Here is a 16281-nt window from a genome sequence, read left to right as displayed (position 1 = left end):
TATAAATTTCTATATGCAATTACATATAGAGTGTGTTTTAGCATGTAAATTATATGCTTTTACATATAATTTCATATATTTGTTCTAATTCGATGTAAATGCATATAATCATGATGACACTAGCAGACTTTGTAAAAGAAAAAAGAAATGAAGTAAACCTTACCCAGGAAGCATTTGCAGAACGTGCTGGAGTAGCACTTACCGTTATTCGAAAAATAGAACAAGGCAAAGAAAATCTAAATCTCGAGAAGGTAAATCAAGTGCTCCGGATGTTCGGGCATACCCTCGCACCGGTTAACGCAAGAGAATTATCCAAAAATGAAAAGAAAGAATAATGAGAAAAGCAGCAATACATTATAAAGACGTCTTAGCGGGAATACTCACCGAAACAGATGAAGGAGACTATATCTTTCAGTATAAAGAACAATACATAAAGAAACATCCCAAGCAGTTCATTACGTTTACGATGCCAGTAAGTCCTAAAACATATACCGACAAACGATTATTCCCCTTTTTTGAAGGACTAATTCCTGAAGGCTGGCTACTGGATATCGCATCCAAAAACTGGAAAATCAATCCCAATGACCGTATGGGATTACTCTTGGCCTGCTGCCAAAATTGTATCGGTGCCGTCAGTGTTCAACCAATACCAAATGAAAATGAGTAAACAATGCATATACTGTTATCAGATACTAGAGGATACAATTGAAGGTGATTTTCACGAGCAATGTAGCTTAGCGTTTTTTGGAACAAAACACCAACCTACATTTGAACATACCCTACAACAAATGACCGCCTTAGCGCTAAATGTCGTGGAGAGAAGCGTAGCAGTTCCTGGGGTACAACCCAAATTATCACTATCAATAGTAAATGACACGATTCAGGACGGGAATAAAGGACGCCTTACCGTGGTAGGTGCTTTGGGCGGTAATTATATTTTCAAACCGCCATCCGAACAATTCCCTGAAATGCCCGCAAATGAACATGTAACGATGCGCATTGCAGAAGCTTTTGGAATTAACACTGTAAAATCAAGCTTGATCCGACTACAATCTGGCGAGCTTTCCTATATTACCAAACGCATTGATAGGACAGCTACTGGAGAAAAAATCCACATGCTCGACATGTTCCAAATCACGGAAGCTTTTGACAAATACAAAAGCTCGATGGAGAAAATAGGCAAAGCCATCAACGAATTCTCAGACAACACCTTACTGGACAAACTATACTTTTTGGAACTGGGTATTTTTAGCTACCTGACCGGAAACAACGACATGCACCTGAAGAACTTCTCGATGATCAATACAGGGGATAGTTGGACATTGGCTCCAGCCTATGATCTGTTGAACGTGGCCATAGTAAACCCGGAAGACACCGAAGAACTAGCCTTAACTCTCGATCGAAAAAAGAAAAAACTAAAATGGGAGCATTTCCAAACACTAGGCACAAACCTTGGTCTTAACGAAAAACAACTAAAAGGAATAGTAAAACGATTCCAAAAAAACAAACCAATTGCCATGCAGTGGATCGACAATTCATTCCTGTCTGAAGTATTCAAAGAAAAATACAAACTATCAGTAGAGGAAAGATACAGCAGTTTATTTCAGTCTAAGTAAACAAGCACTTTTTTGCTTAATTTTACTTAGAAGTATGGATAATAGAATTTTAAAGTAAGCCAAAGCCCAATCAAAGCTATAGATAGAGTATGAAAGCAGCAACCACGAGATTGTGTATCTACCCTAAAGACATACAACGTATTACCGGAAAGAGTTATCGACAAAGCATTAGGATGTTGCAAAACATCAGAAAGGAGCTTAACAAGCTCCCTACGGAGTTTGTATCCGTGCAAGAGTTCTGCCAATACACTAGCCTGAAACAAGAGCAGGTAGAATTACATATTATAGGTTAAACTCACTGATGCCATTTCACAATATTTTACCATTATAATAGTTATATCTAATATATTTAACTAATTTTGATTAATATAATGGTTATTTTATGCTAGATCCAATCACAATAAAATCGGTTAAACTCAAAATCGGAGCGTTTTGTAAAAACAAAAGGAAAGAATACGGTTTATCCCGAGATGAACTTGCCAAAGAGCTTGATATCTCCCGCACCACCATTCAGAATATTGAGAATGGCAAAAATGCCACATTAGATAATATACTGAAAGTAGCCAATCATTTTAATGTCCTCGAAACCATTTTCCTTGCTATCGATACCCTAGATCAAACCGATAATAACATCTCATTGTACTAATTATGGCAGCAGATAAAAGCATATCAATCATCGCTTTCGATACCGAGATAGGAAAATTAGGATACGATTTCAACCAACGTAAATGCTATTTCCAATACAATCCTGAATTTTTAGATTCGGGCAAGTATTCCAATATGTTTCCTTTCCTGTTTAAGAGAATAAAACCAGTACAGGTATTCACCCAATTTGAAGGAGAAACGTTTAAAGGTCTTCCTCCTATGATTGCCGATTCCCTCCCGGATATGTTTGGGAACATCATTTTCCAGGAATGGTTCAACGCTAAGGAAAAAGGATTTAAAATTACACCTTTAGAACAATTAACTTATGTCTCCGACCGTGGTATGGGTGCGCTGGAATACCGTCCCGTCAAAGACCTACCTATGACCTACAAAATTGATATTGAAGAAATGGTGAAGGTTCTTGAACGTGTCTTACATCTAAAAGACGAAACCACGCCAAACAACCCGAGTGATTTATCGCTTTTAAACATATTTAAAATTGGTACTTCCGCAGGAGGTGTAAGACCTAAAATAGTAGTTTCAGAAAACAAGGAAACCGGTGCCATCGTCGCAGGAGACCGAATATTCTCTGAAGAGTATAACCATTACATTGTGAAACTCCATTTGGAAGAACCACGGAGTTATAATAAAGAAAAGGTAGAATACGTCTATTATTTAATGGCTCAGGAGGCTGGTGTTGATATGATGCCTTCAAAATTAATCGATGACACGCATTTTGCCACCTCACGATACGACAGACAAAAAGGACAAAAGCAACACGTGCTTACAGCATCGGGTCTTACAGGCTGGGATTTTAAAAAACCTGATAATTCATCCTATGAAAATCTGTTTAAACTTTCCATTAGTTTAGATGTTCCACACAAAGACATCCAGCAACTCTTTAGAAGAATGATATTTAATGTAGTATTCAAAAACGTAGACGACCATTTAAAGAACCACAGCTTCATCTACGATAAAGACAAAAATAGCTGGAATCTTTCCCCAGCGTATGATATAACGTATGCCCTAAACCCATTGCTTACTTTTACAAGTATTGCAAGAGCTTTATCGATTAATGGCAAACGACAGGATATAAACTGGAATGATGTCCTATTAATTGCAGAGGAATTTGCTGTTAAAAACCCTAAAGGGATTATTGATGAGGTTCAGAACACAGCAGTATTCTGGAAAAAATATGCCACTGAATTAAATATCCCAGAAAATATAATCAATACAATTGAAAACGATTTTTATTTTATAAAGAACTAATCGTTGATAAACGGAATCTATTCTTAAAAAATTGGATGCTAAAATCAGAACAAAACTTTAATAACTAGATCAATTTTTGTTACTGTACAAGCTTAAAAATTGAACAGCTTAAAAATATAATGATTCGGTAAAATACTACTTAGCCAAACCATATTTTGAACCAATCAATGGTGCAAATTCCAATAAAATTGATTAAATTTGAGTTATCAATACGAGTACTAAATTGAGTGAAATTTAAAGGTGCATAATTCGGTGCACTCATTTTGAAAAACAAACGCTAAGTCAATAAAATCAGGGCTTGACAGAGGTTGACAAGTCCCTCTTTCTCCGCCAGAATAAAAACCCTAACCACTGTTGATCAGTAATTTAGGGTTTTTTTATTTTACTTATAGCCCACATTTAGTCCACAACTGAATTAAAACCTACTAACAATAGAATACAATCCTTTTTTGGACGTTTTAGCTTGTGATTCAATCAAAAAAACCCTGCACTTAATCGTAGCATGATCAACTGCTATTCCGCGCATTTTCATTATTTCCTAAACATCCCTATAACTCAATGTAAATCTCATTTCAAAATAAACGGCTTGAAGAATAATAGCTTTGGGATAAAAATGACTTTTGGCACTCATCTATAATATTTTAAAGTGCAAAAGATAATAGTTATTAAAGAGACGCAACAGAACCTCTTAAATATCGTTTGAGTCTTTATAGGTACAATGGATAAATGCATTTTTAGTTTAGGGCTTGTTTGATCTAATATTTACACTTTTTTAACTGGTAGGGTTTTTATAATAGATATAATTTCAAATATATTTGATATAATTTCCATTTGCATTATTTGTCAGTTGGTACAAAAATAATTCAATAGTGGAATGATGAAAAAAACATCATTCTAAAGTCCTGAATATTTGCTCGTCAAAAAGGAATTGTATGCAACTTCATTGAAGATCCTTAACCATCAAATAAAAAAACCTTTTGTTTTACGGTAGTTTCATTACTTTTTATATGATATCCCTTACTAGGACTAGTAAAGATAATTACTCTTTTTTTAATTTCCCATCCGCTTTAAGCATAGTGTCTCTAGATAGGTGCTGTTCTTCACATATCTTGTTTGCTGATGGTAATTTATCTCCTTTTTAAGATTTTCACCCTCAATTGCCTTTTCTATTAAGTGAATAATTTGTTTGTATTTTGGAAAAACAAGATTATTCTCTATTGAAATTATTTTCATAATCAAGTAGATTTTATTACAAAATACAAAAACCGGTAGGTGCTGGTATGCCAAATAAGTCTTTTGTTTTACTTTTGATATTCAGCATTTAATAAAAAAAGAATGAAAACAAAACACATATTACATTTAATCTCTAATTATTTAGTGAAATTATTCGGTTTATTACCTAAAAGAGACAGCGTTCACTTTTATGAATTAACAAATAAAAAAGGCATGTCGCTACAGCTAATTGATTTAGGTGCTGCAGTTACATCATTAAAAATACCTTTAAAGAATGGAGAAGTCATTGATGTAGTTTTGGGATTTGACACATTAGATGATTATGTAGCATCTTATAATTTACAAAGCGCACCTTACTTTGGAGCTACAGTTGGACGGTTTGCAGGCCGCATTAACAAAGGTCAATTTGTATTGAATGGTAAACAAACACAATTAAATATAAACAATGGAGAGCATTCCCTTCATGGCGGTCCTTATGGTTTCAGTCAAAAAATTTGGGAAAATATTGAAGAAACAAAAAGCGGTGACCCATCTATAAAATTAAGATTGATAAGTCCAAACAACGATGAAAATTTTCCTGGAGAATTAGTAGTTGAACTTACCTACACAGTATCTGAGGAAAATGAATTAATTATCGAATATCACGCAACTACCACAGAAGACACCATCATTAATTTAACGCATCATGGTTATTTCAATTTAGATGGCCATACTTCATCTATTTCAGAACAGGAGCTAATTATCAACTCTACTAAAATGCTAGAGACTACAGAAGATCATATCCCAACAGGCACTATTCTAGACGTATCCAAAGGACCATTTGATTTTAGTATTCCTAAAAAATGTCCCTCTAAAATTGACAATACTTTTGTTTTACAATCAAAAAATGAATTTGCAGCCTCAATATTCAATAAAAATAATAATTTAAAAATGACCGTTTACACGAACCAGCCGGGAGTGCATATCTATGTTGGTGGTGATTGTGCAAAAGTTTTAACAGGGAAAAATAATGCAGAGTACCATTCCTTGAGTGGTATTTGCTTTGAAACTCAAAATTTTCCGGATGCGCCAAATCATGATCATTTTCCCACTGCAGTTTTGAAAAAAGGAGAAGTGTACCACCACAAAACTAGCTATAAATTTCAATCTTTTTAAGTCTATACCACTATGAATGACATTTTAATAAACAAGACGATTATTAGTTTTCAAGAAAACTTTAATTCAAAACCAGAAAAAATAGTTCTATCACCAGGACGAATAAATATCATAGGAGAACATATCGACTACAATGATGGCTATGTTTTACCAGCGGCTATTGACAAGATTATTTGTTTTGCTTTCAACAAAAACAATTCCAATACTTCCCGAATAATCGCTTTGGATCTTGACGATGAGTTTGAAATTGATCTTACGGCCGAGGTGCAACATGACGAAAAGGTTTGGACAAATTACATAAGAGGTGTTATCCAACAATTAAAAAGCAGTGGATTTCAATTTGAAGGTGTCAACTGTGTTTTTAGTAGTAATATTCCAATAGGTTCCGGTTTATCTTCATCAGCTGCTTTAGAATGTGGTTTCTTATTTGGAATAAACGAATTATTTAGTTTGAATATAAAACCAATCGACATTGCTTTATTAGGTCAAAAAGCAGAGCATTGGGTAGGAATCCATTGTGGCATAATGGATCAATTCTCTAGTGTTATGGGGAAGAAAAACCAGGTTGTAAAGATTGACTGCCGAACATTAGAATATACCTACCATGAAGCTAATTTTAGTGACTATTCATTGATTTTATTTGATTCGAATGTAAAACATTCGTTAATGACATCAGCCTACAACGAAAGAAGAGAGCAATGTGAAGAAGGTATTGCCATTGTACAGGGCAATTTTCCCGAAATAAAAAGTTTTAGAGAGTGCACCGAACAAATAATAATTGATCTTAAAGATAAAATGAGTCACAACGTTTATAGACGTTCACTATTTGTTGTAAGAGAGATTAACCGCGTAATTCAAGCTTGTGAAGCATTAGATAATGGAAACATTGAACTTCTAGGTGAACTTATGTTTGCCACGCACGAAGGACTTTCTAAAAATTATGAAGTGAGTTGTGACGAATTAGATATATTGGTTGATTTAGCTAAAAAAGAAGAATCGGTTATCGGTTCTAGATTAATGGGTGGTGGTTTTGGCGGTTGCACTATCAATTTAGTTAAGAAAGGATATGAAGAAGAAGTCAAAAATAAGTTTGCAAAATTATATTTTGAAGCTGTTGGCATAGAACTAAAAATTTATGATGTTAAAATCGGGAACGGAACATCACTTTATACAAAATAATTATCATGAAAAAATTTGATATCAACGAAGATCCACACAGAAGATACAATCCATTAATTAACGAATGGGTATTGGTTTCCCCTCACCGCTCAAAACGTCCTTGGCAAGGACAAAACGAAACGATTTCGACGATCGAATTACCTAAATATGACTCAACATGCTACTTGTGTGCAGGGAATGTACGCGCGAATGGTGAAAGGAATCCTGCTTATGAAAATAGTTTTGTTTTCGAAAATGATTTTGCTGCTTTAAAACAAGAAGCAATAGATTTTGAAGAAAATACAGAAGAGACTTTTTTTAAAGCACAACCAGAAAGAGGAATTTCAAGAGTGGTTTGTTTTTCACCAAAACATAATTTGACTTTGTCCGAAATGGCTGTCGAGGGTATTGTAAACATTATCCATACTTGGCAAAAAGAATATACTGACTTAGGAAATGTAGATTACATTAACCATGTTCAGATTTTCGAAAATAAGGGAAGTGTAATGGGCTGTAGTAACCCACACCCACATGGACAAATATGGGCTCAATCTTCCTTGCCAACAGAGGTAGAAAAAACACATAATAATCTTAAAGCCTATTTTGATAAGCACGGAACAAACCTGCTTCACGATTACCTAAAAGAAGAATTAAAACTAAAAGAACGAGTTGTTGTTGAAAACGATCATTTTGCAGCATTAGTTCCTTTTTGGGCTGTCTGGCCATACGAAACGATGATTATTAGTAAACGACACATCACTAAAATCACTGAATTCACGGAAGATGAAGTTACCGCTTTCGCTGTGATTTTAAAACAGTTAACAACAAGATACGACAACCTTTTTGAAACTTCATTTCCATATTCATCAGGAATTCATCAGGCACCAACCGATGGCGAAGCACATCCAGAATGGCAATTTCATATGCATTTTTACCCACCATTATTGCGTTCAGCAACTGTAAAAAAATTCATGGTAGGCTACGAAATGATGGGTGAATCTCAAAGAGATATTACAGCAGAGAAAAGTGCTCAAATGTTGAGAGACCTTTCAGATCTTCATTATAAAAACAAATAGGTTATGAAAATTGTAGTTACAGGAGGTTTAGGTTTTATAGGTTCGCATACCGTGGTAGAGTTACAAAACGACGGTTTTGAGGTTGTTGTAATTGATAACTTATCAAACTCGACAGAAGAAGTAATCAATGGAATTGTTGCCATTACTGGAAAAAAACCGCTGTTCGAAAAATTAGATTTGCGAGAGAAAGCCGCAGTTCAGGATTTTTTTAAGAGACATGATGATGTAAAAGGGGTTATTCATTTTGCAGCCTCAAAAGCAGTTGGAGAAAGCGTTGGAAACCCTTTACTGTACTATGAAAATAATATAAACACCTTGGTTTATATACTCCAAGAGTTAGAAAAGAAAAAAGTAGCTAATTTTATTTTTAGTTCTTCTTGCACGGTTTATGGTCAAGCTGAAACGATGCCGATAAACGAAAATTCAGCCGTTCAAACCGCTATGTCACCCTACGGAAACACCAAACAAATAGGAGAAGAAATTATTACTGATGTGGCCAAAGTTACTGCCATCAATGCCATTTTACTACGCTATTTTAACCCTATCGGAGCACATCCTTCTACTGAGATTGGAGAATTGCCAACAGGAATTCCGCAAAATTTAGTACCTTTTATTACTCAAACCGCTATCGGATTGCGAAAAGAATTGATGGTTTATGGTGATGATTATCCAACCTCAGATGGAACCTGTATTCGTGATTATATCCATGTGGTCGATTTGGCGAAAGCACATGTTGTTGCGTTGCAGCGCTTATTGAACAAGAACAATCTTGAAAAAGTAGAAATCTTTAATCTAGGCACTGGAGTGGGAAGCACTGTTCTCGAAGTGATTCACGCTTTCGAAAAAATAAGTGGTCAAAAACTAGCGTACAAGATTGTGGATAGAAGAGAAGGCGATATTACTTCGGCTTACGCCAATACAGACAAAGCCAATTCAATCCTAGGATGGAAAACAAAACTAACCCTTGAACAAGGTATGGAAAGCGCTTGGAAATGGGAACAGAAAGTTAGAGCAGTGTAACTTGTTCTAGGCGGTACCTAGAAGCGTTGTATTATAACCTTCATATTAAGAAAATAATTTTATAAAATTTTAAACAATAAATAATATGGTAACAGAATTCGGATTTATAGATTACGTAGTTTTTACTGCGTATGCAGTTCTTATTTTAGGTGTTGGTTTATGGGTTTCTCGTGAAAAAGATGGGCATCAAAAAAATGCAGAGGATTATTTCCTCGCTAGTAAATCATTGCCATGGTGGGCTATTGGTTCTTCGTTAATTGCTGCCAATATTTCTGCGGAACAATTTATAGGAATGTCAGGTTCTGGCTTTGCATTAGGGTTAGCCATAGCTTCGTATGAATGGATGGCTGCTTTCACCCTTATTATTGTTGGAAAATACTTTTTGCCTATTTTTATTGAAAAAGGAATTTACACCATTCCAGAGTTTGTAGAAAAACGATTTTCAACAAACCTGAAAACTATTTTAGCCGTTTTTTGGATTGCACTATACATCTTTGTTAATCTGACTACGGTTCTATATTTGGGAGGATTGGCTATTGAAACTATTTTAGGTGTTGATATGATTTACGCCATTATAGGTTTAGCGCTGTTTTCCGCGGCTTATTCTTTATACGGTGGACTCTCTGCCGTAGCGTGGACAGATGTGATTCAAGTTGTTTTTCTTGTTCTTGGCGGACTGGTAACTACTTATTTAGCCTTGAACACCGTTTCTAATGGTGCGGGAATGTGGCAAGGGTTAAAAACAATCTATGAAGCGGCTCCAGATCGCTTTGTAATGATTTTAGATGAGTCAAATCCAGAGTATATGAACCTTCCGGGAATTGGAGTGTTAGTTGGTGGACTTTGGGTAGCTAATATCTATTATTGGGGTTTTAACCAATATATCATTCAAAGAACTTTAGCCGCAAAATCGTTGCGCGAAGCGCAAAAAGGAATATTGTTAGCTGCTTTTTTAAAATTAATTATTCCCTTAATTGTTGTTGTCCCAGGAATTGCGGCCTATGTTATTATAAATGATCCTGCAATTATGGCGAGATTAGGTGTTTCAGCAATGGAAAACTTACCTGGAATTGGCACTGCCGATAGAGCTTATCCTTGGTTGCTGCATTTCTTACCTGCTGGTCTTAAAGGTTTAGCATTTGCCGCTCTAGCTGCTGCAATTGTGTCTTCATTGGCTTCTATGTTAAACTCGACATCTACTATTTTTACGATGGATATTTATAAGCAATACATTAATAAAAACGCTGATGACAAGACCACGGTAAATGTGGGACGTCTTTCAGGGGGGATTGCATTATTAATAGCTGTGATAATGGCTCCACTTTTAGGCGGAATTGATCAAGCATTTCAATTCATACAAGAATATACAGGAGTGGTTAGCCCAGGTATTTTAGCCGTGTTTATTCTAGGACTATTTTGGAAGAAAACAACAAATAAAGCTGCAATTTGGGGAGCACTTCTTTCTATTCCTATCGCAATGTTTTTTAAAGTGGGACCAAAATCTTGGGCTGTAGGAAGCGGTATGGAATCTATTTTTCCAACTTTACCTTGGATGGATCAAATGGGTTACACTGCAGTTTTATCCATGCTTTTAATTGTTGCCATAAGTTTACTTCAAAATAAAGGAAATAATGATGAAAAAGGAATTCCTTTGACAAAAGAATTATTTAAAACGAGTCCCCTTTTTAATATTTGCTCTTTTGCCATAATGATAATCTTAGTGGTAGTCTATGCCGTTTTTTGGAAGTAAAAACAAACGTAGAATCTTAAAAAAAAGAAATTTAAATCTCAAATTAAAGAAACGAATAGTCTCTTTTTTATGTCTAGCTTTAAAAAAATATAAAATTATTAAGAAACAAAAGTACAATTATCAAGCAGTGGTAAGCAATAGGTTACCACTGCTTGTTATTTTTTTAAAAGTCAAGACCTTTTGAGGAACAACAGAAAATACTGTTTGTATTCAAATCAATGTAGCAATTATGTTCTACTGTTTAGCTCCTAAAATCGCAAGAGATTAAAAAATCAATCATCCGCTCCACGAAATCTTACACATTTTATCTCCATCATTGCTCGACAAAACATCAATTAATGAACTATTTATAAAATCAGACTACAATTATATTAACCATCAGGCTTTTAACTTATTTTAAGTGGCCACTATTGAACTTAAATACATAAATAATGCTGATATTTGAAGATTTAAAAAGCATTATAACAAAGAATATAAGTCTATTTTTAAAAATTTCTTATAATGAAAAAACTCGCTTATCTCCTACTTATTAGTTTTACATTCGTCTGTTTTACAGCCCAATCTCAAAAAAATATATGGGATGAAAACCCGAGTGATTCACAGGTTGAACTAGATAGTTTGTTAACAATCTTACCGAAATCTATAGGAGAAAAAAAACTGTCTTTATTAAATAGAATTGCCGAGATATACTGGGTCATTGATCCTAATAAAACTATGAAATATGGATCGGAAGCTTTACTTTTATCAATTGAGTTGAAAAATAAAGACCAAGAAGGGTTAGCACTAATAAATTTGTGTCAGGGTTATTTGTTTAATAATATCTATGATAAAGCTTTACAATTCGGGCTACAATCCTTAGAAATTCGAAAAATAATTGGAAACGATTATGATCTTGCCTTTACTTTACGCACACTTGGCTGGTTATATTATGACATTGGATATTATGAAAAAGCATTAGAATATCATACCCAAGCTTTAATAATACATGAAAAAATAGGCGACAAGCAACGAATTGCATACAGTTATAATAGTATCGGAATAATTCATGATGGAATGGGCGATTATAATTTGGCTTTATTTTTTTTTAAAAAATCTTTAAAACTCATAAAAGATTCTAAAAATATGGATAGAATCGCAGAAACGATGAAAAATATGGGCATTTGTTATCGTAAGATTAACGAACTTACTTTGTCAAAAAAATTCTTAGAATCTGCACTCGATATTGAAAGTAAAATTAAATATGACTACAAAAAAGTCCATATTCTTCATGAACTTGCAATTGTACACTTACTACTTAAAAATTATCAAGAATGTTATTCATTGTTAAAAGAAGCTAGGATTATTACTAAAGCATTGGGCAATACAAAGGAACTAGTTTTAGAGAATGATAAAATTATGTCCGATTATTATTTAGCATTAAATAACTATAAGGAGGCTTTCAATTTTTATATGAAATATACTAATGGAAAATCTGAAGTTTTCTCCAGCAATAAAAGTGAAAAATTGGCTGAAATGCGTATTTTATATGAGGCTGAACGACGCGAATCTGAAATCAAGTTATTAGAGCAACAGCGTCAATTGGAATCACAGAAAAGAAAATCCTTATTGATAGGTTCTTTATTATTGGCAATCATAGCAATTCTAGTAATAGGTTCGTTGTGGAATAATATAAAAAAGAAAAAAGCTATTTATCTACAAAATCATAAACTTTCAAAGGAAAAACTAAAATCACAATTTCTATTACAGGAGAATTTAGAACGCAAACTGGATTTTCGAACGAAGGAACTTACAAATCTAGCTTTGTTCATTTCTCAAAGAACTAACATTTATAAGGATTTAGCAAAATCATTAAAAACTTTAAAATTTACCGATTTAAGCTTACTTAAACAAGACATTAACACACTTATAAAAGAGTACACTTTTAAATTTGACTTAAATGAAGATATTCAGCAATTTCATGCCAACGTAGAAACCCTGCAAAGTGATTTTTTATTTAAAATTAAAGAGAAATATCCTAATTTAACAGATAAAGATATTCAGTTAGCGGTACAAGTTAAACTTAAACTTAGTTCTAAAGAAATAGCAAATATTAATAATATCTCTGCTAGTTCAGTAGAAATTGGAAGGCATAGGTTAAGAAAAAAATTAGGATTAGAAAACAAAGACAACCTGATTGCTTTTCTGGAAAACATATAGATTATTACCCTTTTTTGGACATATTCAAATATAATATACCGTCCTTCATAATTAATACGGTCTATAAAATATAAAATTTTTAAACAGTTGCAATATCAATTTTGCAACTGTTTTTTTTTGCTTTATAAGTGCATATTTTAATTTTACGCTGCTGCTAGATTTCATTAGGTGTTAAAAAATAATTAGGTCTTATGGTATTTTTTATTGTAAAATTTGACTGCATTTTTCTCCAATAACTTCATACTTGGTATTGTTATACCAAAGTAATAGACATTATATTCATAGTTTACACTATCATTTATTCTTTCTACATTGGAATTTACATATTGATAAAAATATTACAATGAAAAAAACTCCTTTTTTTTTAAAAATCTCCATCCTATTAAAAATGTACTAGTTACATTGATAATTCTCTGGTAAGACCGCGATAATTAATAGTTTTATTAACGAATGTAAAGGTCAAGTAAAGTTTCTTTTTAATGTTTTATCTCGAAATAATTTAATATTTGCGAGCCCTAAACTTATATTAAAATTGAAATATAAATTTGGTAGTAAATAAATTATTTCTGAAGATCAAAAAATTAACCTTGTAATGTTACTACCCTAAAAAAATAACTTGAAAATGTTTAATTATAAAAAATAATTTCGAAATACAATTGTCAATAAAATCAACTTTTATATCAAACCAAATACCTTAAAAATGACTACAAATCAATTACTATCAAAACTATGGGAGCAATATGCTGCAATTACCCCATCTGCCACAAAAATTCATGACTTATTAGAAAAAAAAGGGGAACAAATAAAAAATGATCACATCGCAATTCGCACGTTTAATGATCAACGCGTTAACATTAAAGTGATAGAAAAGCTTTTTCTAGAAGTGGGATACGAAGAGAAAGGGGAGTACTTTTTTGATTCAAAAAAATTATTTGCAAAACATTATGAACATTCAACTGATAAAAATGCGCCAAGAATTTTCATCTCAGAATTAGAATTAGAGAACTGTTCTCCAGAATTACAAGCAATTGTAAATGACATCCTAGATAGTTGTAATCCAGAAATATTCAATACTCCAGAATTAGTTTTAAGCGGAGCGGTATGGAAAACTAAATCTCTTGCTGTTTACAATTTACTTTTAGATGAATCTGAATATGCTGCGTGGATGTATGTTTATGGGTTTCGTGCAAACCACTTTACAATCAATGCAAATGCATTAAAAGGTTTTAATTCTTTACAGGATTTAAACAATTTTATAGAGCATAGCGGATGGACACTAAACGCATCTGGAGGAAAAATAAAAGGCACACCAGCACAATTATTAGAACAATCTAGTACACTAGCTGACATGCATAGCGTAAATTTTGATGAAAGCACCCTGCAAATCCCCTCTTGCTATTACGAATTTGCACTTCGTTACCCAATGTCTAACGGAGAACTATACCAAGGGTTTATCGCTGCTTCTGCTGATAAAATTTTTGAAAGTACGGATGCAAAATTTATGAATAATAATTAACAATTCCGTAGCGGAAAATGGGTGCTATACTCCTTCATTTTTCGACTATATAATTTACAAAATATGACAACAAAAATATCAGAATTCGGAATAGCTGAAGCATTGCAAAAATTGGGTATCAATAAAATTAATGAAGGAACCTCAACAGGATTGCATAATTTTTCATCAGGAGAAATCTTGGAAAGCTATTCTCCAGTTGATGGAAAATTGATTGGTTCGGTAAAAATGTCGACTGCTGAAGATTACGAAAAAACAATACAAGTAGCCACAGCAGCTTTTAAAACATTTCGATTAATGCCAGCTCCACAACGCGGTGAAATTGTTCGCCAATTTGGAGAAAAATTACGCCAAAATAAAGAAGCTTTAGGGAAATTAGTTTCGTATGAAATGGGAAAATCACTACAAGAAGGATACGGAGAAGTACAAGAGATGATCGATATATGTGATTTCGCCGTAGGCTTATCCCGTCAATTACACGGTCTAACCATGCATTCTGAGCGACCTGGCCACCGTATGTACGAGCAATATCATCCAATGGGCGTTGTTGGTATCATATCGGCATTTAACTTTCCAGTTGCTGTTTGGGCTTGGAACACCGCTCTAGCTTGGATTTGTGGAGATGTTTGTGTGTGGAAACCTTCAGAAAAGACGCCTCTTTGCGGAATAGCATGTCAAAATATTATAGCCGAAGTTATTGAAGAAAATAATTTACCAGAAGGAATTTCGTGCTTGATTAATGGTGACTACAAATTGGGAGAACTGATGACCTCAGATGCCCGAATTCCATTAATATCAGCTACAGGTTCAACTAGAATGGGAAAAATAGTGGCGCAAGCTGTTGCTGCACGTTTAGGGAAATCTCTTTTAGAACTAGGTGGAAATAATGCCATAATCGTAACTCCTGATGCTGACATCAATATGACTATTATCGGAGCTGTTTTTGGAGCTGTAGGAACTGCAGGACAACGTTGCACATCAACACGTCGCTTGATTATTCATGAAAGTATATTCGAAAAAGTAAAAGACGCCATTGTCTCGGCATACAAACAACTCAAAATCGGAAATCCATTAGACGAAAATAATCACGTAGGTCCGCTAATCGATAAAGAGGCAGTCATAATGTATGCTGCGGCCTTAGATAAGGTAGTTGCACAAGGCGGAACTATATTAGTTGAAGGCGGAGTTCTTTCTGGAGAAGGTTATGAAAGTGGATGTTACGTGAAGCCAGCAATTGCTTTAGCTCAAAATTCATTTGAGATTGTGCAACACGAGACTTTTGCTCCTGTTTTATATTTAATAAAATACAGTGGAGATGTTGATAACGCACTTGAATATCAAAACGGAGTTGGGCAAGGATTATCATCAGCTATTATGACTAATAATTTACGTGAAGCTGAAAGATTTTTATCAGTTGTAGGTTCAGATTGTGGAATTGCCAATGTTAACATAGGAACATCCGGAGCTGAAATTGGAGGTGCTTTTGGTGGCGAGAAAGACACTGGTGGAGGAAGAGAATCAGGATCTGATGCTTGGAAAATATATATGAGGCGTCAAACTAATACTATTAATTATACCACAAGTCTACCATTGGCACAAGGAATTAAATTTGATTTGCAATAAAGCAAGTAACTTAAAACGAGATAAATA

Annotated in this window: 14 protein-coding genes; 13 read left to right on the top strand and 1 reads right to left on the bottom strand. The window is 33.9% G+C overall.

Features of this window, described 5'->3' with window-relative positions:
• Positions 1 to 110 precede the first annotated feature (110 nt).
• From BUA99_RS11880 to BUA99_RS11855, 5 genes are all read left to right on the top strand, one after another.
• Complete coding sequence (locus BUA99_RS11880) at positions 111 to 335, top strand: helix-turn-helix domain-containing protein (RefSeq protein ID WP_072992765.1); 225 nt, start codon at positions 111 to 113, stop codon at positions 333 to 335.
• Positions 335 to 667 carry a HipA N-terminal domain-containing protein gene (locus BUA99_RS11875; protein ID WP_072992557.1) on the top strand — a complete coding sequence of 111 codons (333 nt, stop codon included), beginning with the start codon at positions 335 to 337 and terminating at the stop codon, positions 665 to 667. The genes BUA99_RS11880 and BUA99_RS11875 overlap by 1 nt, the downstream gene beginning before the upstream one ends.
• Positions 627 to 1616 carry a HipA domain-containing protein gene (locus BUA99_RS11870; protein WP_449404143.1) on the top strand — a complete coding sequence of 330 codons (990 nt, stop codon included), beginning with the start codon at positions 627 to 629 and terminating at the stop codon, positions 1614 to 1616. Before BUA99_RS11875 ends, BUA99_RS11870 begins: the two co-directional genes overlap by 41 nt.
• 382 nt (positions 1617 to 1998) lie before the next feature.
• Complete coding sequence (locus tag BUA99_RS11860; RefSeq protein WP_072992553.1) at positions 1999 to 2262, top strand: helix-turn-helix transcriptional regulator; 264 nt, start codon at positions 1999 to 2001, stop codon at positions 2260 to 2262.
• 2 nt (positions 2263 to 2264) lie between these two features.
• Positions 2265 to 3530: a type II toxin-antitoxin system HipA family toxin gene (locus BUA99_RS11855; RefSeq protein ID WP_072992550.1), complete on the top strand. Its 1266-nt coding sequence runs from the start codon at positions 2265 to 2267 to the stop codon at positions 3528 to 3530.
• A gap of 1050 nt (positions 3531 to 4580) precedes the next feature.
• On the opposite strand, the gene BUA99_RS11850 is transcribed toward BUA99_RS11855, so the two are convergent.
• Positions 4581 to 4763, bottom strand: coding sequence for a hypothetical protein (locus BUA99_RS11850; protein ID WP_072992547.1), 183 nt, complete (start codon positions 4761 to 4763; stop codon positions 4581 to 4583).
• A 102-nt stretch (positions 4764 to 4865) separates the two neighbouring features.
• Between BUA99_RS11850 and BUA99_RS11845 the strand changes: the two genes are divergently transcribed.
• The 8 genes from BUA99_RS11845 to amaB all read left to right on the top strand — a co-directional run bounded on the left by BUA99_RS11845 (position 4866) and on the right by amaB (position 16254).
• A complete protein-coding gene (locus BUA99_RS11845) occupies positions 4866 to 5918 on the top strand; it encodes an aldose epimerase family protein (protein ID WP_072992545.1) in 1053 nt (350 codons plus the stop codon).
• A 12-nt stretch (positions 5919 to 5930) separates the two neighbouring features.
• A complete protein-coding gene (galK, locus tag BUA99_RS11840; RefSeq protein WP_072992543.1) occupies positions 5931 to 7097 on the top strand; it encodes a galactokinase in 1167 nt (388 codons plus the stop codon).
• Positions 7098 to 7102: 5 nt separating this feature from the next.
• On the top strand, positions 7103 to 8152 hold the full coding sequence (locus tag BUA99_RS11835; RefSeq protein WP_072992540.1) for a UDP-glucose--hexose-1-phosphate uridylyltransferase: 1050 nt from the start codon (positions 7103 to 7105) through the stop codon (positions 8150 to 8152).
• Positions 8153 to 8155: 3 nt separating this feature from the next.
• Complete coding sequence (galE, locus tag BUA99_RS11830) at positions 8156 to 9172, top strand: UDP-glucose 4-epimerase GalE (protein WP_072992537.1); 1017 nt, start codon at positions 8156 to 8158, stop codon at positions 9170 to 9172.
• Between the two features lie 85 nt (positions 9173 to 9257).
• The gene (locus tag BUA99_RS11825) at positions 9258 to 10922 is read left to right on the top strand and encodes a sodium/sugar symporter (protein WP_084673541.1); all 1665 of its coding nucleotides are present in this window, start codon (positions 9258 to 9260) and stop codon (positions 10920 to 10922) included.
• Positions 10923 to 11423: 501 nt separating this feature from the next.
• Entirely contained in the window at positions 11424 to 13118 is a 1695-nt protein-coding gene (locus tag BUA99_RS11815) for a tetratricopeptide repeat protein (protein ID WP_072992530.1), read from the top strand.
• A 700-nt stretch (positions 13119 to 13818) separates the two neighbouring features.
• Positions 13819 to 14634, top strand: a complete 816-nt coding sequence (locus BUA99_RS11810) for a DUF1338 domain-containing protein (RefSeq protein ID WP_072992527.1) — start codon at positions 13819 to 13821, stop codon at positions 14632 to 14634.
• A gap of 63 nt (positions 14635 to 14697) precedes the next feature.
• Positions 14698 to 16254 carry an L-piperidine-6-carboxylate dehydrogenase gene (gene amaB / locus BUA99_RS11805; RefSeq protein WP_072992525.1) on the top strand — a complete coding sequence of 519 codons (1557 nt, stop codon included), beginning with the start codon at positions 14698 to 14700 and terminating at the stop codon, positions 16252 to 16254.
• The last annotated feature ends 27 nt before the right edge of the window (positions 16255 to 16281 follow it).

Origin of the sequence: Flavobacterium segetis, assembly GCF_900129575.1 — a bacterium.
GTDB classification, from domain to species: Bacteria; Bacteroidota; Bacteroidia; order Flavobacteriales; family Flavobacteriaceae; genus Flavobacterium; species Flavobacterium segetis.
Note: the sequence above shows the minus strand (reverse complement) of the source record. Positions and strands in the feature narration are given on the sequence as shown.

Bases quoted from the DNA above. Each gene is read 5' to 3' on its own strand.
- BUA99_RS11880 (WP_072992765.1), top strand. From the start codon at position 111: ATGATGACACTAGCAGACTTTGTAAAAGAAAAAAGAAATGAAGTAAAC.
- BUA99_RS11875 (WP_072992557.1), top strand. From the start codon at position 335: ATGAGAAAAGCAGCAATACATTATAAAGACGTCTTAGCGGGAATACTC.
- BUA99_RS11860 (WP_072992553.1), top strand. From the start codon at position 1,999: ATGCTAGATCCAATCACAATAAAATCGGTTAAACTCAAAATCGGAGCG.
- BUA99_RS11855 (WP_072992550.1), top strand. From the start codon at position 2,265: ATGGCAGCAGATAAAAGCATATCAATCATCGCTTTCGATACCGAGATA.
- BUA99_RS11850 (WP_072992547.1), bottom strand. From the start codon at position 4,763: ATGAAAATAATTTCAATAGAGAATAATCTTGTTTTTCCAAAATACAAA.
- BUA99_RS11845 (WP_072992545.1), top strand. From the start codon at position 4,866: ATGAAAACAAAACACATATTACATTTAATCTCTAATTATTTAGTGAAA.
- galK (WP_072992543.1), top strand. From the start codon at position 5,931: ATGAATGACATTTTAATAAACAAGACGATTATTAGTTTTCAAGAAAAC.
- BUA99_RS11835 (WP_072992540.1), top strand. From the start codon at position 7,103: ATGAAAAAATTTGATATCAACGAAGATCCACACAGAAGATACAATCCA.
- galE (WP_072992537.1), top strand. From the start codon at position 8,156: ATGAAAATTGTAGTTACAGGAGGTTTAGGTTTTATAGGTTCGCATACC.
- BUA99_RS11825 (WP_084673541.1), top strand. From the start codon at position 9,258: ATGGTAACAGAATTCGGATTTATAGATTACGTAGTTTTTACTGCGTAT.
- BUA99_RS11815 (WP_072992530.1), top strand. From the start codon at position 11,424: ATGAAAAAACTCGCTTATCTCCTACTTATTAGTTTTACATTCGTCTGT.
- BUA99_RS11810 (WP_072992527.1), top strand. From the start codon at position 13,819: ATGACTACAAATCAATTACTATCAAAACTATGGGAGCAATATGCTGCA.
- amaB (WP_072992525.1), top strand. From the start codon at position 14,698: ATGACAACAAAAATATCAGAATTCGGAATAGCTGAAGCATTGCAAAAA.